The following is a 21,526-nucleotide window of genomic DNA, read 5'->3' as shown; positions in this document are numbered from 1 at the left end:
GGCCTGGCCGACACCCTAAGATCCCTGCTGCTCGAAGTACCGACCGCCATCCGGTATATCGAACAAGATCGGCCATGCAACGGTCCGTCACAAAGGAATGAGCCGCATGCCCTCAGAAGCCGGAGTGCCCCGCAGAACCGTTCTCACCGTCCTGGGTGCCGCCTCCCTCGCCGGGACCTTCGCCGCCGCCGCTCCCGCCGGGGCCGCCGAACTCGCCGGCGTCACCGCAGGCGCCGCCGCCGCGGACCTCCCCGCCGCAGCCGCCCACTGGACCTTCGACGAGGGCTCCGGCACCTCGGCCGCCGACGCCTCCGGCAACGGTCGTACCGTGACGCTCCAGGGCGCGGCCGGCTGGGGCACCGGCAAGGCAGGCGCCCACAGCCTGAGCCTCACGGCAGGCGGCAACGCCACGGCGTCCGGGCCGGCCCTCGACACCTCCAGGGCCTTCTCGGTGGGCGCCTGGGTCAACCCCGCCCAACTCGGCGGCTACCAGACCGCCGTCAGCATCGACGGCAAGGTCGTCAGCTCCTTCTACCTGGGGCTGCGCGACGACACCGGCACTTTCGCCTTCGCCCGGCTGGCCTCGGACGCCACCCAGAACGCCGCGGTCGCCGCCGCCGCTTCGGCGCCCACCGCCGACACCTGGACCCACCTGGTCGGCGTCAGTGACCCGGCCGCCGGCGTCATCCGCCTCTACGTCAACGGCGTGCTGGAGGGGGAGGCCGCCTACACCGCGGGCTGGGCCGGCAGCGGCGACACCGCCATAGGCCGTGCGCTCTACGGCGGCGGGCACGTCGACCAGTGGCACGGGCTGATCGACGACGTGTGGATGTTCCCGTCCGCCCTCACCTCCGAGCAGGTCGCGGCCCTCGCCGGGGTCCCGGTGGAGACCACGACGCCGCTGCTGAGCGTGGACGTCGGCAACCCCGCGCACGCCGTGTCCCCCGTCCTCCCCGGTCTGATGTTCGAGGACATCAACCACTCCGGCGAGGGCGGCATCTACGCCGAACTGGTGCAGAACCGCTCGATGATGGCCAGCGACACCTCGCCCGTCCACTGGTCGGCCGTCGGCGGGACGTCCCTCGCGCTCGACACCACCACCCCGCTCAACGCCGCGCTCAACCGTTCCCTCAAGGTGGTTCTGCCGAGCGGCACGGGGGCCGGAAACCGGGCCGGTGTGGCCAACGACGGCTTCTGGGGCATACCGGTGCGGCCCCGCACCACGTACACCGCCCGGCTGTTCGCCAAGGCGTCGCGACGCATCGGCCCGCTCACGGTGGCCATCGAGTCGGCGGACGGTGCGACGGTGTACGCGTCCGCCCACATCCCCCACATCGGCACCGCCTTCCCGGGCCGCCCCTTCGAGCTGACCCTGCGCACCGGTGCGCGCACCCCCGTGACCGGTGACGCACGGCTGACCGTGACCACGGCCGACCCCGCCGCAGCGGGCGAGGCCCTGTGGCTGCAGCACGTGTCCCTCTTCCCGCCGACCTATCGCAACCGGCCCAACGGCCTGCGCATCGACCTGATGGAGAAACTGGCCGCGCTGAAGCCGAAGTTCCTGCGCTTCCCCGGCGGAAACTTCCTCGAGGGCAACACCATCGCGACACGGTTCAACTGGAAGAACACCATCGGCCCGGTCTGGGAGCGCCCCGGCCACAGGGACGACGCCTGGGGCTACTGGTCCACGGACGGCCTCGGACTTCTCGAATACCTGCAATGGGTCGAGGACCTGCACGCCCAGCCGGTCCTCGCCGTGTACGCCGGCTACTCGCTCAAGGGCGATCACGTCACCGGCGACGCGCTGAAGCCGTTCGTCCAGGACGCGCTGGACGAGATCGAGTACGTCACCGGTCCGGTCACCAGCACCTGGGGCGCGCGACGTGCCGCCGACGGACATCCGGAGCCGTTCCCGCTGGAGTTCGTGGAGATCGGCAACGAGGACTGGTTCGACACCTCGGGCTCGTACGACGAGCGGTTCGCGGCCTTCCACGACGCGATCAAGGCGAAGTACCCGCATCTGAAGCTGATCGCCACGACGTCCGTGACGAGCCGCACACCGGACCTGATCGACGAGCACTACTACCTCGCGCCGTCCGCCGCCCAGGCCTCCACCCACAAGTACGACAACCGGGACCGCACCTCGACGAAGGTGTTCGTCGGCGAGTGGGCCGCGCAGGAGGGCCGCCCCACCCCCGACCTCAACGCGGCGCTCGGCGACGCCGCCTGGCTGGCCGGGCTGATCCGCAACTCGGACCAGGTCCTCATGGAGTGTTACGCGCCGCTCTTCTCACACGTCAAGAACAACGTCTGGGCCACCAACCTGATCGCCTACGACAACCTCACCAGCTATGTGTCGCCCAGCTACTGGGCTCAGCACATGCTGACGAGCAGGATCGGCAACACGGTGCTTCCGGCCACCGCACGTGCGCTGCCCGGTCTCGCCACCGTGGCCACCCGGTCCGGGAACCGCCTCTACCTCGCGGTCGTCAACTGCGGGACGGAGAAGGTGAACGTGCCGGTCGAACTGAAGGGGCTGGCCAAGGGGGTCAGGAGGCAGGCCACCGCGACGGTCCTGACCGGCCCCGCGCGCACCACCACCAACACGCTGACTCAGCCCGACACGTTGGTGCCCAGGACGAGCACGGTCACCGGCGCGGCGGCGTCCTTCACGAGTACGGTGCCGCCGCTCTCGGTCACCGTGCTGGAACTCGCCCTGACCTGATCGCTCACTGCCCGACGCCCTGCGGGGCGTCGGGCAACGGATGCGCAACAGACCCGTGGTGCATCGGTGCGCCGGACAGTTCCCCGGCGGCCGCTTGCGCGGATGGCGCGTAGACGAGGAGTTCGACGAGTTCACGGCCGGCTTCTGCCCGGGAGGTCCGCGTAACCCACCGGCATCGTTCCGTTAACATGTTCGAACTCGCGATGATTGCCCTCATCGCCCGTTGTTCCTCTGTCTATCCCCAAACGAGCAAACCGGGCCAAACGATTGAGATCCAGAGCATCGCGGGAACTTTCGCGAATAAACGGCAGAGTTGTGCTGTGGGCCGCAGCGGCTGTGGCGGCCCTCGGAATCCTCGTCACGCTGGAGATCGCCGCACGCCACTACGGTCAACCCGGGCCGATCACCGACCAGGTGAACGGGCTGATATTCGCTCCGAAACCGGGGCCGCTGTACGGCGGTCTGGCGTTGATGATGGTGGTGCTCACCTGGCGGCAGCGGTTCATCGCGGCCGGTGTCGCCATCGGCCTCGATGTCGTCTTCGTGCTGGTGCGCTGGGCGGTGGGCGCCGAGATGACCGACGGTCATTTCTTCGGCAATGGCGCGCTGTGGGTGATGCTGGGATGCGCGGTCATCGCTGTCACGCGCCGCACCGGCCGGGAACGCGTCCTGCTGCTCAAGGGCGTCGGGCTGGGCCTGCTGCTGGTGGCCGGCCGCAAGACCGGCGACACCTGGCTGTTCCTCACGTCGAAGAGCCGCCCGGCGGTGCTCGACCAGTACGTGGCGACCGCGGATCACGCGCTGGGCAACCTGTCGTGGCCGGCAGGCCGGTTGCTCAGGGCCACCGGCCCGATCGGCACCCATCTTCTCCACCTGGTCTACGCTCAGCTTGCCGTGGCCGCGGTGGTCGTCGCGCTGTACCAGCTGCGCAACGTGGCGGTCGAGCGGCGCTTCCCGAGCCACCATCTGGTGCGCACCTTCCTGGTGATCGGCCTCCTCGGGCCGGCCATCTACATGATCTTCCCCGTGGTCGGACCGGTCTTCGCCTACGGCCCGGGCGCCTCCGGCACCGGCGGCGTGCACTGGGCGGCGGCCAACCTGTGGCCGGACACGCCACCGCCGATCCACCCCCCGCACCCGATGCCGTACGACGAGATCACGCCCCGCAACTGCATGCCCAGCCTGCACACCGCGTGGGCCACCGCGATCTTCATCCACACCCGCAAGGGCCCACGGGCTCTGCGATGTGCCGGGACGTTCTGGCTGGTTGCCACGCTCGGCGCGACGCTGGGCTTCGGTTACCACTACGGCGTGGATCTCGTCGCCGGCGTGGTGTTCGCACTCACGATCGAGGCAGCGCTCCGCTCGGCCGACCGTGGCTGGGACCGGTCAGGAATCCAGATGGTCGTCCACGGCGCTGCGGTCTTCACCGCCCTCTTGGTGTCGTACCGCTACCTGCCGATGCAGATGGCCCGACATCCGCTGGTGTCCGGGCCACTTCTCATTCTTGCGATGACCTCAGTGGTCCACGGCTACCTGCGGACCACCGGGCGAGTGGAACCGACGCCCGAACCCGCGCGGCAACCGAAAGCCCCCGTCCCGAACCAGTTCGAGCATCATCAGCCTGGTCAGGCAGCTGAACAGGTCCCGTGACCTGATGTGAAGCACCGGCGGAAACCCTGTGGAAGCGGTGTCGGTGGGGCCGCTTATGCTGCACCCGAATGATCACGCGGGACCTGGGGAGGGCGCGGCATGTTCGACAGGCTGTTCGGCAGGGGCGGGGAGAGACCGGCGGCGGATCCGTACGCCCTGCCCGTCCCGCGCAGGCAGAAGAACGGGATGTACCCGCTGCGCGCGCTCGGAGACACGCGGGTGCTCGCGCTGGTGGAGGCGGCCGGGGCGGGTGACTGGGCGGCGGTCAGGGAGGCGCTGGCACCCTTCGATCTCGGCCGCGACCATCAGGTCCTCGGTGAGCTGGCCGACCTGGACGGTGTGCAGGACTGGATCGGCCGGGCCGTCGAGGAGGACAAGGAGCACCGGGCGACGGCCCTGCTGATATCAGGCGCCCGCCACATCCACTGGGGCTGGGAGGCCCGCACCCGCGCGCGTGCCGTGGATGTCACGCAGGAGCAGTGGCGGGTCTTCCACGAGCGGCTCCACATCGCCGAGGAGCAGCTGTTCGAGGCCGCCGAGTTGCGGCCGGACTGGGTCACGCCGTGGCGCCGCCTGCTCACCTCCGGCCGCGGCATGTCGCTCGGCCCCGCCATCAACGAGACCCGGCTCGACGCCGCCCTGCGCCGCGCTCCACTGGACCTGGAGACCCACGCCGAGTGGGTGTCGCAGCTTCAGCCCCGGTGGGGCGGCGAGCCGGGCGAGGCCCTGGCCTTCGCCCGGGCGGCGTTCGCCGGGGCACCCGACGGCCATCGCCTCGGCTGTGTCATCGCCATCGCGCACATCGAGGACTGGGTCGAGTCCGACCGCAAGAACTGCCTCATCACCCCCGAGATCCAGGACGAGTTGCTGGAGGCGGCCGAGCGCAGCATCCTCCACCCCGCCTACGTGCGTCGCCCGGGCTGGCAGGAGGACTTCAACATGTTCGCCATGGCCTTGTCCCTGGCCTCCGAGCGCATCGCCCTGCCGCGCGTCTTCCGCGAACTGCAGGGCGCCTACACGTCATGGCCCTGGAGGTACATGGCGAAGCCGGAAGAGATGTACGCCCGCGCCCGGCGCAACGCCTGACCCCGCCACCCCACCCCGCCAGCCACTCCTCCCTCATCCCACCCGGACTGCCCGATGACTCTCTCCGACACCCCTTCGAGCCCGGCCGGCACCGACCGCACCTTCCAGGTGGATCTGCGCGGCCTCGTCGATCTCCTCTCCCACCACCTCTACTCCAGCCCCCGCGTCTACCTGCGCGAACTCCTGCAGAACGCCGTGGACGCGCTGACCGCGCGGCACGGCCTCGAACCGGCCGCGCCCGCCGACGCCTTCGGCATCCGCCTGTACGCCGACGGTTCGGTGGTGTGTGTCGAGGACGACGGCGTCGGTCTCACCGAGGCCGACGTGCACACCTTCCTCGCCACGATCGGCCGCAGCAGCAAGCGCAGTGAGCAGATCGCCGAGCAACGCGCCGACTTCATCGGCCAGTTCGGCATCGGCCTGCTCTCCTGCTTCCTGGTCGCCGACGAGATCCACGTCCTGAGCCGTTCCGCCCGCACCCCCGACGCCGGCGCCGTGGAGTGGCGGGGACGCGGCGACGGCAGCTACACCGTCCGTACCCTGCCCGCCTCCGCCCCGGCACCACCGTCACCCTGACGCCGCGCGCCGACGCGGGCGAGTGGACCCGCCAGGCACAGGTGCACGCGCTGGCCCGCCACTTCGGCTCCCTGCTGCGCCACCCGGTGACCTTCGACGACGGCACCGGCGGCCCGGGCGCCCCGGGCGCATCCGTCAACCCCGAGCCCGCACCCTGGACGCGCACGTACCCCACCCCGGGCGCACGCTCCCGCGCACTGGCCGCGTACGGCGAGGAGGTCTTCGGGTTCACGCCGCTGGACACCATCGAGCTGGACCTGCCGGCCGTGGGCCTGAAGGGCATCGCGTGCGTGCTGCCCGAGGCGGTGCCGGCCGGGCGCCGCCACGGCCACCGCGTGCACGTCAAGGGCATGCTGCTGTCCGAGCAGGCCGTGGAGATCCTGCCCGAGTGGGCCTTCTTCGTCCGCTGCGTCGTCGACGCCGAGAGCCTGCGCCCGACGGCGTCCCGCGAGTCCCTGTACGAGGACGACACCCTCGCCGCGGTCCGTGACGCCCTCGCCGAACGGCTGCGCGCGTGGATCGCCCGGACCGCCGCCAGCGACCCCGACCTCCTCGGCCGCTTCCTGCAGACCCACCACCTGGCCGTGAAGTCGCTGGCGGTGCACGACGACGAGATCCTGCGGATGCTGCTGCCGTGGCTGCCGTTCGAGACCACCGACGGAAACGCCACGCTGGACGAGTTCGCGCGCACCCACCGGACCGTGCTCGTGACCTCCAGCGTCGAGGAGTTCCGGCAGGTCGCGGCGATCGCCTCGGCCGCCGGGCTCGGCGTCGTCAACGGCGGCTACACCTACGACCGCGAACTGGTCCACCGGCTGCCCGAGATCAGGCCGGAGGTCAGCGTCGCCGACCTCGACCCGGCCACCCTCACCGCCCACCTCGACCCCGTCGACCGGGAGACGGAACTGGCCGCCGCGGCCTACCTCGCCCAGGCCCGCGACGCCCTCGCCGTCTTCGACTGCGACGTCGCCCTGCGCACCTTCCAACCCGCGTCCGCCCCCGCCCTCCTCCTCGACAGCCGCGAGGCCCGGCACGAACGCACCCGCTCCCAGCTCGCCCGCGAACAGCAGGGCGGCCTGTGGGGCGACATCCTCGGCCACCTGCGTCAGGAGGCCCCGCGGGCCCAGCTGATCCTCAACCAGCTCAATCCGCTGGTCCGCACCGCCGTCACCATCGACGAACCCGAACTGGCCCGCACCAGCGCCGAAGCCCTCTACGGGCAGGCCGCGATGCTGTCCCGGCGCCCGCTCCGGCCCGCCGAGTCGAGCCTCATCAACCGCTCCTTCCTCGACCTCCTCGCCCACGCCCTCCGCAAGGACAGCTAAGGACCGCCGACGATGCCGACCGCACCCCAGACCACCGACGAGCTGTACCAGGCGCTGCAGGAGAACGACCGGCGCCCCTACGGCCGTACCCGCACCGTCACGGCCGAGGAACTCGTCGACTCCGCCGAGCAGTTCGCCGAGCCCGTCCCGCTCATCCACGCGCTCCTCGCACTCCAGAAGGCGTACAACTACGGCTCCGAACCAAGGAAGTCGCCCGTCGTCTTCGCCCGCCTGCTCACCCTCTTCGACGAGCAGCCCGACGTCTTCGACGAGCGCCTGCGCCACACGCTGTTCTGGCGGTTCAAGTGGGTCGCCCACGCCCTGCGCCAGCTGCCCGAGATACCGCTGGCCAGCCTGCGCCAGTGGCTGACGGAGATGCGCGACCGGTACGAGAAGGCCGGCCTCGGCCTCCAGCCCTACTACGGACAGGCCTACCAGCTCGCCGCCCACGTCGGCGAGGACACCGCCCCCGCCTACGAGCTGTGGGCGGGCCGCACCCGCACCCGGCTCAGCGACTGCGAGGCCTGCGAGACCTGCGAGCGCGCCCTGTACCACCTCGCGGCGGGCGACGACGAGCGGGCGCTTCGCACCTGGGAGCCCGTCCTGGCCGGGAAGGAATCCTGCCAGGAGGAGCCCGCCCGCTCCGTCTCCTACGCGATGCTTCCCCTGCTGCGCACCGGCCGCACCGACCAGGCCCGCGAGCTGCACCTCGTCGGCTACCGCGCCTGCCGCCGCAACCCCTCGATGTCCGGGGAGGTCGGCCGGCACCTGGAGTTCTGCGCGCTGACCGGCAACGAGGCACGCGGCCTGGAACTCCTTGCCGAGAACCGGAACCTGTTCGACGAGGTCGACTCGCCACTGGACCAGCTCGGCTTCCTCACCGGCGTGGAGGTCCTCCTCCAGCGCGTCGAATCCCTCGGCCACGGCGAACTGCCCGCCGCCGGATACGCGGGCCGCACCTGGACGGTGACCGGCCTGCGCGCCGAGGTCCACGGCCGCGCCGACGACCTCGCCGCCCGCTTCGACGCCCGTAACGGCACCACGGCCCACACCGACCGGCGCAGGACCCGCCTCGACCGTGCCCCCCTCCTGGACGCACTGGAACTGACCCTGCGCACCCGCGGCCTCGACGACGTGGCCCCGGCCGCCCCGGCTGCCGCCCCCGCCGCCCGCACGGCCCCCGCCGTCCCCGAGTCGCTGCCCGAACTCATCGTCCGCGCACGGGCGTTGGACGAGCAGGGGCATCCGGACGCGGTGGCCTGCTGGGCACGGCTGCGCACGCTCGTCGCCGCCCCCGACTACGCCCACCCCGACGACCCGGCCGTGGGACCGCTCGTACGGCTGCACGCGGATCTGCTGGCCGACGAGGCGGGCCGGGCGGGCGAGAAGGACCGGTTCGAGGAAGCCGCCGCCCTGTACGAGGAGGCCGCGAGCCGGTACGACGAGGCCGGAGCGCCGGGTCACGCGGCGCTCGCCCGCGCCTGCGCCCTTCTCCCCACCGGCGAGATCCCCACGGAGCGCGCCGACGGAGCCGAGGCGAAGGCCGCCGCGCTCACCACGGCCCACGCGGCCCTCGTCAGTCTGCACGAGGAGGCGCCCGGCCTCGCCCCGTACCAGGAGGCCCGTCTGCTCCGGCTGCGCGCGAGCGCGCTCGGCCTGCGCCTGCAGACATCGGGGAACGAGGAGCACGTCGCCCCGGCCCTCGCCGAGGTGGACCTGCTGCTCGCCTTCGCCACCCGGCACGACATCGCCGGACAGGTCTCCGGCGCCCTGCTGCTGCGGGCCGGTACGTACGCCCTCTCCGGCGATCTGCCCGCCGCCCTCACGGAGATCGACGCCCTCCTCGACCGGCTGAAGACTCACGGCCCCGCCTGGCACCTGCCCCGCACACTCGGCCTGCGCGGCCGGATCCAGCTGGGCCTGCGGGACGCGCAGGCCGCGCACGCGGACCTGACCGAGGGCCTGCGACTGGCCGCCGACTGGCCGTCCGAGAGGTCCGACACCGCCCGCCTCCACGGTGACCTGGCCCAGGCCTGCATGCACCTGCGCCGCCCCGACGAGGCACTGCGGCACCTGACCCGCTCCGCGGAGCTGGAACTGCGCCACGGCAGCCGGACGGACGCGCTGTGCACCTACAGCAACGCCGCCCGGCTCAGCCTCGACCTGGGCCGCGTCGAGGACTGCATCGCCCTGCTCGACTCCCTCCTGGCCGAACCGGACGTCGCCGCCGGAGACCTCGACGACCGGCTCGTCGCCCAGCTGCGCCTGACCCGCGCCCGCGCGCTGCACGCGGGCGAGGACCTCAAGGCCGCCACGGCGGAGTTCGCCGCCCTCGCCGCCGAGTCGGCCGGCTGGGACGACGACCCCGGGAGCCACGCCATGATCGCCGCGGAGACCGCCGTCCTCCTCGCCGAGTCCGGCGAGTTCGGCCGGGCCCGCGAGGCCGCGGACCAGGCCCTCGCCGCCCACCTCCGGGCCCCGCGCTACGAGCAGCTCAGCGGCTGCCTGCGCGAACTCGCCCGCCTCCAGGCCCAGCAGCAGGGCGCCGAGGGCCTGGCCGGCGCCCTCGCCTTCCTCGCCGACGCGGGCAGGATCGCCGACGAGGCCCGCGCCGCGGGGTACGAGGCCCGCGGCCGCTCCCTGGAGCCTGCCCTGGCCTACGAACACGGACGGGTCAACGCCTACGCCCGCGAGTACGAGACTGCCCTGGCCGCCCTGGACAAGGCCCTCGCCCTGCTCGGCGAACCGGGACCCGACGCGGACCACGCGGGCGAGTGGGCCGAGTGCGTCCGGCTCGCGGGGGTCGTGGAGGGCATCTACCTGGAACGCCCCGCCTCCGCCCGCACCCGCCTCGACGCGGCGGTCTCCCGCCTCACCGCCCTGGGCCACACCGAGGAGACCGAGCCGCTGACGGCCCTGGCGGCCCGGCTGCGCGACAAGGGGTGATACGGCGGTCGCGGTGCCGGGGCGACAGCGCGCCTCGGCACCCGGGGGGAAAATCCCCGGGCAGCGGGCCGGGTCACCGGGACACCGCGACCGGTGCCGCCGTGAGTCCGTCCACGGCCTTCGCGACCGCCTCGGGGCTGGAGATCATCGTCAGGTGCCGGGCGCCGGGGATGAGCGTCGCGGGCGGTGCGCCGATCCGCCGGGCGGTCTCCTGGGGCGTCTGCTTGCTGAACACGTCGTCCTGGGCACCGAACACGACCGACTTGGGCAGGTGCACCCTGGCGAGCCGGGCCACCTGGTCGGCGGGCAGGCCGGGGACCCCGGCGGCCAGCATGCTCCACAGCGCCCCCTCCGCGCCCGGCACCCGGAGCGGGCGTCGCCACTGATCGAGACCCGCGGCGTCCAGGCGCGGACAGTGCGGCCCGCACTGTGCGTCGTACAGGCTGCGGATCACCGCGTCGATGCCCAGCCCGAGCCGCAGCAGGCTGGTGCGGTACGGGTCGATCAGCACGTACTTGAAGGCCGGTGGTGGACCGGCCCCCGTGTCCAGGGCGTCGCCGTCGAGGAGCATCACACCCCCCAGTCGGCCCGGGGCCCGCAGCGCCGCCTCGGTGACCACGGCGGCTCCGCTGGAGTGCCCCACCAGCAGGGGGCGCTCGCCCGGACCGCCGAGGTGCATGGCGTCCAGGAAGCCGAGGAGCTGCCGGGTGAAATGGTCGACGGTGTACGGGCCGTGGCGCTCGCTGTATCCGTCGCCCGTCAGGTCGAGCGCGTACACCCGGTGGTCGCGGGCGAGCAGCGGGGCGAGGCGCGACCAGGTGTCCACGGATTCGAAGGCGCCGTGCACCAGCACGACGGGTGGGCCCGCCGCACCCCAGGTCTGGTAGCGCGTGCGGATGTCGGCGGCCTGCACGTACCTGAGCCCCCTCGGCGGCGCGGCGCGCCCGGCCGTGACGCCGTTGTAGACGAACGAGGCCGCCGTGACGACCACCAGCACGACGGCACAGCCCAACGCGGCGCGCCGCAGCCACCGCCGCAGCCGGGGGCGGCGCGGCCGGTGCGCGCGCTCGGCAGGGGGCGAGGGCGGAGCGGACGCCGGAGGGACGCCCCCGTCTCCGGCGCCGTCTCCGCGTCCCTCTCCGTCTCCGTATCCGTCTCCGGCGCCGGCTCCCGCTCGGCGAAGATCAGCTGTCACAGCCCACAGCATCACCCATGGCACACCCGCGGTCATCCTGCGGGGGGAGCCACCGGGTCTACTCCGCCGGGTGTAGGCAGACGCCGTGCGCGGGACTCCGCGGCGGCCCAGGTGAAGATGCCCCGGGCCATCAGGGAGGCTTCGGACGCGGCGCGTGCCTGGTTGACGTCGGCGCGTGCGGCGTGTGCGGTGGCGTCGTCGGGGGCGGCCTGTACGGCGAACTCCGCGAGGTGGCCGGCGATCCTCAGCTCGCCCGCGTCGGCGTGGCGTCGGGCCGCGTCGGCCAGGGCGGCCGCACCGCCCGCGAGGTCCGCCAAAGCGGTGGCGAGCCGGTCCTCGGGAGCCGGTTTCAGGTGGGCGGGGTTGCCGTCGTACCACCCGGCATAGCGCCGCCACAGGTTGCGCACGATGAACTCGGGTTCGTCGTACTTGGCTTGCAGGTAGACGCGGTCGGCCAGATGGGCGGGCGGGCGCACGGAGTGGACCAGTTCGTCCAGCCGGGCGCCGGAGTTGAGTCCGTCCAGTGTCTGCTGGACCAGACTCTCCAGCCATTCCGCGGTCTCGGTGAGGGCCAGACGGATCCGGTCGGCGCCGAAGACCGGTGCGCCGTGCGAGGGCAGCATGATCTCCGCGCCCAGGGCCGCCATGCGGCGCAGCGCGAGCGCCCACTCGCGTGGGTAGCGCTGCACCTTCTGCGGGTTGCCGCAGTTGGGGGTCACCCAGATGAACATGTCACCGGGGCACAGGATGCGGTGTTCGGGGATCCAGGCGACGGTCGCGTCGTCGGTCTCGCCCTGCGCGTGGAAGAGCTCGAAGGTCAGCCCGCCGCGCGTGAGGGTGAGCGCTTCCCGGTAGGTCAGGTCGGGCCTGCGGTACTGGGTCGGCCAGGTCAAGTCCGGTAGCTGGAACTGCCGTTGGTTGATGACCGCGTTGTAGCCGCCGGTCAGCAGGTAGCGGTCGAACCGGTCCCCGACCCTTTCGTGGGCGAGCACGGTCGGGCGGGGCGCGTCCTCCGCGTCGAAGGGACCCATCCCGAAGACATGGTCGATGTGTCCGTGGGAGAAGACGGCGGTGGTCACCGGGAGCCGGCTCCAGGCACGGACGGCCTGGTGGAGGCTGTCGGCGGCCGCCGGGTTGCCGGTGTCGAACAGGATGACCTCGTCGTCCGTGCGGAAGGTGATCACATTGCCGAAGCCGGAGTACCAGCCGACGCCGTCGACCACGTCGATGACGCCCGTGCCCGCCCGCCCGGCATGGACGATGCTGTCGTCGACGGCGCCGTGCCAGACCCGGTCTGCGTAGTCGGTGAGGGAGAAGCTCATGGTGCCCATGCCACCGTGACCCCATGTCCGGAGCAATCGGCCGCGAGGCCACCGACGGCTGCCTACTGTTGTGACATGTCACAAGCAGACGCGGTGCGCGACGGCGCGATCCGGCTGGCCGCACGCCTCGAACCGCGGGTCAACCAGCTGGCCAGGGCCGTCGTGGAACGTCAGCGGGCCGAGGTGCCCGGCTTCGATCTGCTGCCCGGCGAGATGCGGGACGTGGAGATCGCGGCGACGGCACGGCACGCGATACGGGGGTTCCTCCGCCATGTGCAGGGCATGCCGGACATCGACGTCGGGGTGTTCCGGGAACGCGCCGCCGAGCGCGCCGAGGAAGGCCTCCCCCTGGTGCAGTTGCTCAGGGGATACCACGTCGGTGCCGAGGTACTGCTCGACGCACTGAGCGAGTCGGCCCGTCCCGGCGAGGAAGCGGCACTGCAGTCGTTGACCCGGATGCAGCTCAGGGCGCTCCAGGCCACCGTCGAGAACGTCACGGAGGCGTACCTCGCGGGCCTCGCCGACCAGCAGGGGGCGGCGCGGGAGCTGGCCCGGGCGCTGATCCGTGGTGACGAGCCCGAGGAGGTGGCCGCCCGGTACGGGCTGTCCCTGGAATCCGGCTACCTCGTCCTCAGCGTGCGGGCCCCCGACCCCCACACACCGCTCGCGGCACGCAGGCTGCTGCGCCGGGTCCTCGCCCGGCTCGCGCCGCCGGCCGAGGGCCGCGTGCTCAGCCTGCCGGACGAACGCGGCGGCTGGGTGCTGTTGCCCTCCCGGACCGCACTCGACGCCGTGGCCGGCCGGCTCTCCTCCCGTCTTCCGTCCGCGCCGATCGTAGGAGCCGCGACCGCGGGCACTCCCGAGGAGGTCCCTGCGGCGGCCGAACGAGCACGCCGCATCGCGGCCGTCGCGGACACGCCCGGCGTGCACCGGTTGCGGGACGTGCTGCTCGACTACCAGGTGGCGGCAGCCGCGGACAGCGCACCCGAACTGGACGCCCTGCTGGAACCACTGGACCGTCAACCCGGCCTGACCGCGACCGTGGCCGCCTTCCTCGACTGCGACTTCGACCGGCGCCGTACGGCTCAGGCACTCGACGTGCACCCCAACACCGTCGACAACCGCCTCGCCCGCGTTGCCGAGTTGACCGGCGTCGACCCGCGCACCGCCCGCGGCGTCCAGCTCTTCGGCGCCGCCCTGACCCTGCACCGGATCGCCGGCCGGGGCCACCGGTGACACTCCACGCAGCGGCCCCGGCCGGGTTCCCGGCGCGTCAGCGGCGCAGGTCGACCACCGTGCGCAGCTTGCCGCTGGTCGCGGTGCGCTCGAACGCGGCCATCGGTACGACCTCCACGGTGAACGCCAGCAGTTCCTCCGACTCGGCCGAGGCCACCTCCGCCACCTCGGTGACGAAGGCCGCCCGCGCGGCGTCGGCGTCGGACGCGTACGCCTCGTCCAGGCGCACCGTCAGCCGCTCGCGGCCGGAACCGGGGGCGACCAGCAACTGAACCTCACCGCGGTAACCCAGCCGCTCCTGCGCCGCCTGCACGAAGCGCCGGTAGTTGAAGAAGTACGTGCCGACGCGCACCACATCGCCGTAGCGGCCGAGCAGTTCCAGCCGTGGTACGTGGCTGCCGCACGGGCACGGGCCCGCCACGGCACGCCCCAGGTCACCGATCTCGTAGCGTTCCAGCCGCTGCCCGCTGCGCGCCCGCGAGGAGAACACCAGCCGGCCGGGCTCACCCGGCGCCACGGGTACGTCCTCGTGGGGATCGAGGATCTCCAGCGTGTGCAGGTCGGTCAGCACATGGTGGACCGCCCCCCGCGACGCGGCGCACTGATAGCCGAGCGGACCCAGGTCGGTGCTGCCGTACGCGGCCGAACGGATCACTTTCACGCCGAACTCGTCCGTCAGCGCCCGGCGTTGCTCCGCCGTGAAGTGCTCACCGCCGTAGAACACGGTGCGGATGCCGCCGTAGGCACGCAGCCGGTCCGCCTCGGCGTGGAACAGCTGCCACAAGTAGGAGGGCATCCCGAACACGGTGTCCACCCGGTGCCTGACCAGTGCGTCGGCGACCTGGGCGTGGTCGGGTCCGGCGGCCATCGGGATCTGGGTGGCGTTCAGCCGCTCCAGGATGGAGAAGAAGCTGATGAAGCTCCCGTACATCCCGCCGCAGTAGAACAGGTTGGCCGCCCGGTCCCGGGCCGGGTCGAATCCCGCCGCGAGCAGCCCGTCGGCGGCGGCCCGCATCTGGTTGTCGTAGTCGTCGCAGGTGAACACCGACAGGGCCGGGGCGCCCGTGGAGCCCCCGCTGCGGAAGTACAGGTGTGCGTACTCCTCGGGCAGCACGGCGAGCGCCCGCTGCACGCCCTCCTTGCCCAGCAGCGGCCCGCCCGGCGGCGGGGGCAGCACGGGCGGCGCCACCAGGTCGTCCAGGCAGGGCACCGTGCGGAACGCGTCCTCGGCCGCGGTGACGCTCACCCGTCGGCTGTAACGCTGCAACGCGTACACGCCGTCGTGCGGTTCACCCTCGTAGCCCTCCAGCATGGAGCCGACCGGAGTGACCCGGGTGACTCCCGCGGCCAGCACGGCTCGCGACAGCTCGGCCACGTCCGCCGGTGGGCCGCCGATGGCCGCGGTCTGCAGGTACCGCCGCATCGGCCGCAGGGTCGCGGTGACCGCGCGCCGCGGCAGCGGCTTCACCCAGACGCTGCGGTGCAGAGGGGAGGCGGTCAGCGCGGGGCGGGTGTCGGCCAGCACCCGCCAGGTGCCGTCACCGGCGCTGATCACCCGGGTCAGACCCAGGTGCTGTTCGAGCCTGGCGAGCTGTTCCACGGTCGTGATCTCGGCCTGCTCGGCCGTGCCCGGCAGCGGCGCCCGCCGGGCGTCGGAGACCTTCGCCAGCCGCTCGGCGAACGTCTCGGCGAACGCGAAGACCTCCGCCCCGTCCTCGGTGTCGAGGTAGACCACCTGCGGACTGGAGCACGCCTGCTGCTCCAGGCGGCAGACGTCCTCGGCGAGCGCGTCGAGGGTCGCGACGTCGGCCGCCGCGTCGCGGGTCAGGTAGGCGAAGGAGATCCGGTGTCCCCACTCGACGACCCGGCACCCGGGCGGCGCCAGGTCGCTCACCGACCGCACGGCGTCCTCGCCACCCCACACGGCGATCGCGTCGGCCTGCCCGCACAGCGCCCGCAGCCACTCCCGGCGCGACGAGGGGAACCGCAGGGCCACCACCCGCTCGCCGATCAGCCCGGTGGGATCGGCGGCGCAGAGCGCGGCGAGCAGTTCGACGGCCAGCGGGGTGTCGGAGCCGCTGGTCTTGAGCACGTTGAGGTTGCCCGCCAGCAGCCCCTCGACGACGCTCAGCGGCGCGACCGTGGCGGCGTTGCCCGGCGCGATGTGCACCAGCAGGCCCACGGGGGCCCAGGCCTCGTACACCGTGCGGCGGGCGTCCGGCCGAGTCAGCCGCTCCGGGCGCAGGCCCCCCAGCTCCCGGCGCAGCTTGCGCTCCAGGGCCTGCCGGGTGAGCGCCGCGGCCAGTTCGCCGAGGACGGCGCCGGCCTCGTCCGCGGGCAGGTGCGCCGCCAGCCGGGCATGCAACGCCGAGGCAGGGTCGGTCAGTTCGGCGCTCACCGTGGCACAGGCGCCGATCACCACGTCGGTGGGCAGCGGACGGGCGACGACGCGCCCCGTCAGCTCGGGCAGCTCGGCGAGCCGCCGGCCGGCCTCGGCGTCGTCGACGAACTCGCCCTGCCAGAGATGAGGTACGGAGGTGGTCACGGCGTTCCCTTCAGAAGTTCGGCGGCGGCGACCGCACAACTGCGGTTACGGCTCACCCCGGCCCTGCCGTGCACGGTGAACCAGTCGGTGGACAGCGGGCAGCCGCACTCCTCGCCCGGGTGCAGCGAGGCGAGGTCGCCCATCACGACGCTGTGCGCCGGTACGGAGGTGATGTACGGGCTCACCAGGTGCAGGAAGCCGCGCTCCCCGTACGGCAGCGGGCGCAGTGTCGCCGTGTCGCGGACGGCGGCGCGCGACCACACCGGCACATGGAGACGGTGGTGTGCGCACTCGACGTACGGCACACAGTGTTCGACGGAGCCGAAGGTGTCGCGGATGCGGTCACCGGGGACGCCGAGGAGTCCGGTGACCTCCGCGTAGAAGTCCTCCTTGCCGATCTGCCGGTCGGCGTGGCCCTTCCAGCCGCCGCCCAGCACCACCAGCGACCCCTCCGGCAGCCGCAGCGGCGGCAGGCCCATGGCGCTCATCCGCTCCAGCGTGAAGTGCAGGAACGCGGGGAAGCCGAGGATGCGCACCGGTACGTCGTCCTCGGCGTACCGCCGCAGTGCCGTGATGCAGCCGTGCACATCGAACTCGTGGCCCGCACCGGTGTGCCGCAGCGCGTGCGTGGTGTGCCGGGCGGGGGCGAAGTCGCACAGGTAGTTGTCGGTGAACGAGGTGCCGAGCTTGAGCGACGGCGCCGGTTCGTAGCTGTAGAGCAGGTAGTTGACCGGCTGCTCCGGGGTGATCCAGCCGTAGTGGTCGAAGATGCGGGCCACCATGCGCTGTGCCGAGCGGATGGTCCACTCGTCGAAGAACATCTGCGACTTCTGGCCGGTGGTGCCCGAGGACGTCAGATGGAGGAAGACGTCGTCGCGGGGGATCGACAGCACCTCGTGGCGCTTGAAGAACGCGGCGGGCACCAGCGGAGTGCGCACCCCCTCGCCGACCGTGGGCGCCGCCTCCTCCGGCGGATCCTTCAGGAGCGAGGCGAAGAACGGGGAGCGTTGCGCGTGCCAGGCGTTGGCCTCGGCCATCGCGGCGGCGAACAGTTCGTCGGCATCGGTTCCGGTCGCGTACGGCGACCGAAGGTCGCACAGCCGCTGTACGTGGCCGAGCGCCGCCGGGTCGGGGACCTCGACGGGAGCGAGATGGGGGTTCATCGGGACACCTCGTGAAGGGGCAGGTAGGTGGCGGTCCAGGCGGTCAGGTAGGCCCTCAGGTACGGCTGGAGCAACGCGCTGACGGCCGTCGTCCTGAAGTCGATCTGACGGCTGGTGCGGGACAGCACCACGTAGTCGTGGAAGCGGTCGCCGATGCGGCGCATCGCCGGGTACACCGCGCTCGGCACGAACCCCGACGCCAGGAAGACGTCCAGGGCCTCGGTGTCGGCCAGCGGCAGCAGCGCCTCGGCGTAGTCCGCGCCGGCCCGGGTGACCGCTGTCATCAGCGCCTCGAGCGCCCCGGCCACGGCCGCCGGGCGCGGGTGGACGGCGACCAGGGCGCAACTGCCCGCCACCGGATCGAGGTCGGCGTACGCCTCGAAGCCGCCGTCGGCCGCGACCAGCAGGGCGTTCGGTGTGTGCAGGGGGAAGAAGCGGTCGCCGGCGCCGGGGAACCGCTCCAGGAAGCGGCGGCGGACGAAGGCCGGGGCCGCGATCAGCTCGATCGGCTCGGCCTCCGGGACGGCGCGCGGCGCGGGAGGGGTGGGAATCCGTGCGGCCCCGGCGTAGTCGATGCCGATGCCCGAGGTCGCCGCGGACAGCAGTGCCGCGAGGCGGTCCGGTATGCGCTCGACCGGGGCCCGGCGCTCCAGCACGCCGTCCGCGTAGCGGGCGAACAGCGCCAGAGTCTCGCATCCCTCGACCTCGACCGCGTTGGGCATCAGGCCGAGCGGCCGGAAGCCGTTGCGCACGACGACGTTCTGCGGGCCCTCGGTGACGACCCGGACGGTGGCGTACACCGAGTCCAGTCGACCGGTGCCGAACGCCTCCCCGCACACCGCTCCGGTCAGCCGGGAGGCGAGTCCTCCGCCGCGGTGCACGGGGTGAACGGCGAGGCCGACGAGCTTGCCGACCCGGCTGCCCGGGTCGGTCTGCACGACGGCGGAGCCGACCAGGTCGCCGTGGTCCGTGCGGGCGGTGAGCCAGTGGGCGGTGCCGTCGGTGATCAGCCGCCGCATGACGGCCGGGTCGCTGCCGAGCGGCACCGGATAGCCGTGCCCGTACACGTCGAAGTACAACTGCCGCAGCTCCGCGACGTCCTGGACCGCGGCGGGGGCGAGGACCACGGTCACGACGCCTCTCCCGTCAGCGCCGCCGGGTGAGTGGGCCGGTCGGGCTGCCGCGGCACGGCGTCCTCCGCGCGGCCGCCCAGCCACCACAGCGCCGCCGCGACCGGCAGCAGACCGGCACCCTGTACCAGGCACAGCGTGCGGGCCGTCAGATGGTCGCCGAGCGCGCCGAAGACGAGCGAGGAGACGGGGAACGTCGCACCGAGCAGTGCCTGCATCACCGCGAAGAAGCCAGGTTTGTCCGTGGCGGGTACCCGCCGCTGGAACAACGCGACGAAGCGCACGCCGATCACGCCGACGCACCAGCCGACGACCAGCAGCGAGCCGACCGCCACGACGTGCCCGGTGCACAGGCCCGGCAGGGCGAGCGCGGCCGCCATGCCGGCCAGGCACGCGCTGCCCACGGTGATCGGACGACCCGGAACGCGCCCGCCGGTGAACGATCCGAGGAGCGTGCCGGCGCCCAGTGCCGCCTCCAGCAGCGCGGCGGTCGAGCCGGTCGCGTGCAGGGCGCCCCGCGTGTACAGGGGCATGACGACGTAGACGGCGGTGGTGAAGACGTTGGCCGCGGCGAAACAGAGCAGCACGCGGCGGACGAACGGCAGGCCGGCCAGGATCCGGCGCAGCGTCGGCGGCCGGGGCGCCTCCTCGCCCGCCGGACCGTCGCCCGCCGTGGCCCGGGGGAAGCGGGCCGAGACGATGAGCAGGGCCGCCGACAGGTAGGCGCCGGCGCACCCGGCCACCACGCCCGCGAGTCCGCCCGCGTCCACCACCAGCGGGCCCAGCAGCCCGCCGGCGAGCCCGGCCAGCGACTGGGTGGACAGTTCGAACGCGGTGGCCGCCTCGATGTCGGTGTCCTCGACCAACTCGGGCACGGAGGTCGTCAGACAGGGGTCGAAGACCGCCTGGCAGGTCGCCAGCGCCAACCCGGCCGCGTAGAGCGCGACCATGGGCAGCGCGGCCGTGTACGCCCACACGGCCGTGGCCGCGCCGACGACGCCCGCCGTGGCCGTCGCCATGGCCAGCACCGTGCGGTGGGCGTGGCGCGCGACGATACGGGCCACGGCGGGGGCCAGGACGACCGCCGGCAGGCTGCTCACCATCAGGAAGAGGCCGGAGTCCAGCCCCCGGTGAGCGCCGCCCGTGCCGGCGACGAGCCACCAGACCGCGCCGACCTGGAACATCCTGCACGCTGCCTGGCTGAGGACCTGACCGGCCCAGACCCTGCCGAAGGACGGATTGCGCAGCACGAGGGGCAGACGCCGTGCGCGCAGGGCGGGGGCGCTCATGCGTGCGGCCGTTCGTCGACCACGCGGATCAGCTTGCCGGAACGGGCGTTGACGGCCAGGTCGCGGTGGCGCACCCACTCGACGGCGAGCGGATTGACGTGCCCGGCCGCGGTCGCGCTCGCATAGAGCGGACGCTGCTCCAGCACCGCCTTGACGACCAACTCGCCCAACGCCGCGTTGTCGTCGGTGGGTTCGCCCGTGGCCAACCGCAGCAGCAGGCCGTCACGGCCGTCCTGACGGCGCACCACGAGTTGCACTCCGCTCACCCGGCCGGCCAGATCGGTCGCCGAGACGATGTCGTGCACGTCCTGCGTGTACAGCGAGACGGGGCCGACCCGCACTCCTTCCTCGGCCCGGCCGAGGATGCGGAAGACGCCCGCCTCGCGGTCCACCCATGCGGCCCGGTCACCGACCGGGTAGCGCAGGATGGGCATCAGCCGTCTGCGCAGGTCGGTCACGACCAGCCGTCCCGGTACGCCGTCGGACGCGACCGGCAGGCCGGCCTCGTCATCGAGGATCTCCACCACCGTGTACGGCGTGAACGCGCGGTGCACCCTCGGGTCGGTGCCGGGCACCGCCTCGCCGAGCAGTCCGGCGTCCACGCTCGCATAGCCCAGGGAACGAGCCTCGGCGTGCGGGAACGCGGCCTTCAGCAGCGGGAGTTGGTCTCCGAACAGGCACTCGCCGCCGAAGAAGAGCAGTTCCACGTCCGGCAGGGTGCGACCGGCCGAGGTGAGCCGTTCGGCCAGGGCGCACAGCGTGGTCGGCGTGCCGGCGACGACCTGCGCCCGGAACTCCTCCAGCGTGGCCGCGGTGGATTCCCAGGGCGCCGCCCCGCCGATGGGCAGCCGTACGTTTTCCACCGGAGAACGGTGCAGGGAATCGAGAACGAAGCTGAAACTGGCGTAAAGGTCTCCCGCGTAGAACAGGTCGGCCACCCGGTGACTCGGCCGCAATCCCGCGGTGACGAGTCCGGCGCCGAACGCAGCGGTGAATTCCCGCCATTCCGTGCGGGTGTAGTACGAGAACTTCGGGGACCCCGTGGTGCCGCCGCTGCGGAAGACGACGGCTTCGTCCAGCGGCGCGGTCAGCAGCTTGTTGTCACGGGGTGAGTTGGCCCGCCAGAAATCCGACTGCGGCACCACCGGAAGGTCCGTGAGATGTGCCACGTGATCGGGGAGGTGAGCGTAAAGCTCCTGGTAGAAGGGAGAGTTTTGACGCGCGAAGCGTATGAGCTCCGCGAGAGGTTGAACCGGCATCAATTCCTGCTCGACAGCCTGCGGAAGTGGTTCACTCCGAAAACAATGGAGAATCTGCCAGGCATCTCACCATTCG

12 protein-coding genes and 1 pseudogene are annotated in these 21,526 nt (G+C 72.5%); 6 read left to right on the top strand and 7 right to left on the bottom strand.

What is annotated here, in order from left to right:
* Positions 1–106 precede the first annotated feature (106 nt).
* The 5 genes and pseudogenes from ACWC2T_RS26525 to ACWC2T_RS26505 all read left to right on the top strand — a co-directional run bounded on the left by ACWC2T_RS26525 (position 107) and on the right by ACWC2T_RS26505 (position 10,311).
* Complete coding sequence (locus ACWC2T_RS26525; RefSeq protein ID WP_450672860.1) at positions 107–2,725, top strand: LamG-like jellyroll fold domain-containing protein; 2,619 nt, start codon at positions 107–109, stop codon at positions 2,723–2,725.
* Between the two features lie 315 nt (positions 2,726–3,040).
* Positions 3,041–4,378 (top strand): phosphatase PAP2 family protein, encoded by a 1,338-nt coding sequence (locus tag ACWC2T_RS26520; protein ID WP_450672887.1) that lies wholly within the window; start codon positions 3,041–3,043, stop codon positions 4,376–4,378.
* 99 nt (positions 4,379–4,477) lie between these two features.
* On the top strand, positions 4,478–5,464 hold the full coding sequence (locus tag ACWC2T_RS26515) for a hypothetical protein (RefSeq protein WP_450672859.1): 987 nt from the start codon (positions 4,478–4,480) through the stop codon (positions 5,462–5,464).
* Positions 5,465–5,518: 54 nt separating this feature from the next.
* Positions 5,519–7,365 (top strand): annotated as a pseudogene (locus ACWC2T_RS26510) (HSP90 family protein).
* 12 nt (positions 7,366–7,377) lie between these two features.
* Positions 7,378–10,311 (top strand): hypothetical protein, encoded by a 2,934-nt coding sequence (locus ACWC2T_RS26505; protein WP_450672858.1) that lies wholly within the window; start codon positions 7,378–7,380, stop codon positions 10,309–10,311.
* A 73-nt stretch (positions 10,312–10,384) separates the two neighbouring features.
* Here the strand turns inward: ACWC2T_RS26505 and ACWC2T_RS26500 are convergent, their stop codons facing one another.
* On the bottom strand, positions 10,385–11,302 hold the full coding sequence (locus ACWC2T_RS26500) for an alpha/beta fold hydrolase (RefSeq protein ID WP_450672857.1): 918 nt from the start codon (positions 11,300–11,302) through the stop codon (positions 10,385–10,387).
* Positions 11,303–11,538: 236 nt separating this feature from the next.
* Entirely contained in the window at positions 11,539–12,828 is a 1,290-nt protein-coding gene (locus ACWC2T_RS26495) for an alkyl sulfatase dimerization domain-containing protein (RefSeq protein ID WP_450672856.1), read from the bottom strand.
* A gap of 75 nt (positions 12,829–12,903) precedes the next feature.
* Here ACWC2T_RS26495 and ACWC2T_RS26490 point away from each other — a divergent pair, with 75 nt between their 5' ends.
* Positions 12,904–14,064 carry a PucR family transcriptional regulator gene (locus ACWC2T_RS26490; RefSeq protein WP_450672855.1) on the top strand — a complete coding sequence of 387 codons (1,161 nt, stop codon included), beginning with the start codon at positions 12,904–12,906 and terminating at the stop codon, positions 14,062–14,064.
* A 37-nt stretch (positions 14,065–14,101) separates the two neighbouring features.
* Here ACWC2T_RS26490 and ACWC2T_RS26485 read toward each other — a convergent pair whose 3' ends face one another.
* From ACWC2T_RS26485 to ACWC2T_RS26465, 5 genes are read right to left on the bottom strand one after another with little or no spacing between them, the layout of a single operon-like run.
* Positions 14,102–16,609: an acyl-CoA reductase gene (locus ACWC2T_RS26485; RefSeq protein WP_450672854.1), complete on the bottom strand. Its 2,508-nt coding sequence runs from the start codon at positions 16,607–16,609 to the stop codon at positions 14,102–14,104.
* Positions 16,606–17,772 carry a LuxE/PaaK family acyltransferase gene (locus ACWC2T_RS26480; RefSeq protein ID WP_450672853.1) on the bottom strand — a complete coding sequence of 389 codons (1,167 nt, stop codon included), beginning with the start codon at positions 17,770–17,772 and terminating at the stop codon, positions 16,606–16,608. The genes ACWC2T_RS26485 and ACWC2T_RS26480 overlap by 4 nt, the downstream gene beginning before the upstream one ends.
* Entirely contained in the window at positions 17,769–18,905 is a 1,137-nt protein-coding gene (locus tag ACWC2T_RS26475; protein ID WP_450672852.1) for a GNAT family N-acetyltransferase, read from the bottom strand. The genes ACWC2T_RS26480 and ACWC2T_RS26475 overlap by 4 nt, the downstream gene beginning before the upstream one ends.
* A complete protein-coding gene (locus ACWC2T_RS26470; RefSeq protein WP_450672851.1) occupies positions 18,902–20,191 on the bottom strand; it encodes an MFS transporter in 1,290 nt (429 codons plus the stop codon). Before ACWC2T_RS26470 ends, ACWC2T_RS26475 begins: the two co-directional genes overlap by 4 nt.
* Complete coding sequence (locus ACWC2T_RS26465) at positions 20,188–21,450, bottom strand: phenylacetate--CoA ligase family protein (protein WP_450672850.1); 1,263 nt, start codon at positions 21,448–21,450, stop codon at positions 20,188–20,190. The genes ACWC2T_RS26470 and ACWC2T_RS26465 overlap by 4 nt, the downstream gene beginning before the upstream one ends.
* Positions 21,451–21,526 lie beyond the last annotated feature (76 nt).

The organism is Streptomyces sp. NPDC001393 (genome assembly GCF_053597455.1).
Note: the sequence above shows the minus strand (reverse complement) of the source record. Positions and strands in the feature narration are given on the sequence as shown.

What these genes read in the sequence shown, in the direction of transcription:
- ACWC2T_RS26525 (WP_450672860.1), top strand. Translation starts at nt 107, where the DNA reads ATGCCCTCAGAAGCCGGAGTGCCCCGCAGAACCGTTCTCACCGTCCTG.
- ACWC2T_RS26515 (WP_450672859.1), top strand. Translation starts at nt 4,478, where the DNA reads ATGTTCGACAGGCTGTTCGGCAGGGGCGGGGAGAGACCGGCGGCGGAT.
- ACWC2T_RS26505 (WP_450672858.1), top strand. Translation starts at nt 7,378, where the DNA reads ATGCCGACCGCACCCCAGACCACCGACGAGCTGTACCAGGCGCTGCAG.
- ACWC2T_RS26495 (WP_450672856.1), bottom strand. Translation starts at nt 12,828, where the DNA reads ATGAGCTTCTCCCTCACCGACTACGCAGACCGGGTCTGGCACGGCGCC.
- ACWC2T_RS26490 (WP_450672855.1), top strand. Translation starts at nt 12,904, where the DNA reads ATGTCACAAGCAGACGCGGTGCGCGACGGCGCGATCCGGCTGGCCGCA.
- ACWC2T_RS26480 (WP_450672853.1), bottom strand. Translation starts at nt 17,772, where the DNA reads ATGAACCCCCATCTCGCTCCCGTCGAGGTCCCCGACCCGGCGGCGCTC.
- ACWC2T_RS26470 (WP_450672851.1), bottom strand. Translation starts at nt 20,191, where the DNA reads ATGAGCGCCCCCGCCCTGCGCGCACGGCGTCTGCCCCTCGTGCTGCGC.
- ACWC2T_RS26465 (WP_450672850.1), bottom strand. Translation starts at nt 21,450, where the DNA reads ATGCCGGTTCAACCTCTCGCGGAGCTCATACGCTTCGCGCGTCAAAAC.